This is a genomic window from Salmonella sp. SAL4457 (genome assembly GCF_046548235.1).
GTDB classification, from domain to species: domain Bacteria; phylum Pseudomonadota; class Gammaproteobacteria; order Enterobacterales; family Enterobacteriaceae; genus Salmonella; species Salmonella enterica.
The window spans coordinates 1-274 of the sequence record NZ_JBGDZO010000446.1 but is presented as its reverse complement, the minus strand read 5'-3'; the positions used below and the strand labels follow the sequence as shown (position 1 = coordinate 274).

Sequence of the window (274 nt, the reverse complement as noted above, 5' to 3'; positions counted from 1 at the left end):
CTCCTCGCCCGAGCAACTGGCCGCGGCGGCGCGCCTGCTGGACGAGTATCCCGGCGTCTACCTGCACACCCATCTTTCGGAGAACCTCAAGGAAGTCGCCTGGGTCGGCGAGCTGTTTCCCCAGGCGCAGGACTACCTGGACGTCTATCATCGCGCCGGCCTGGTCGGCGAACGCAGCGTGTTCGCCCATGGCATCCATCTCTCCGAACGCGAATGCCGCTGCCTGGCGCACAAGAACGCGGCGCTGGCGCACTGTCCCAGTTCCAACCTGTTC

General features: G+C 66.1%; 1 protein-coding gene. It reads left to right on the top strand.

What is annotated here, in order from left to right:
• Positions 1-274: amidohydrolase family protein (locus tag ACLJNW_RS25000; protein WP_410961328.1), on the top strand; the 274-nt coding region annotated here is incomplete at both ends.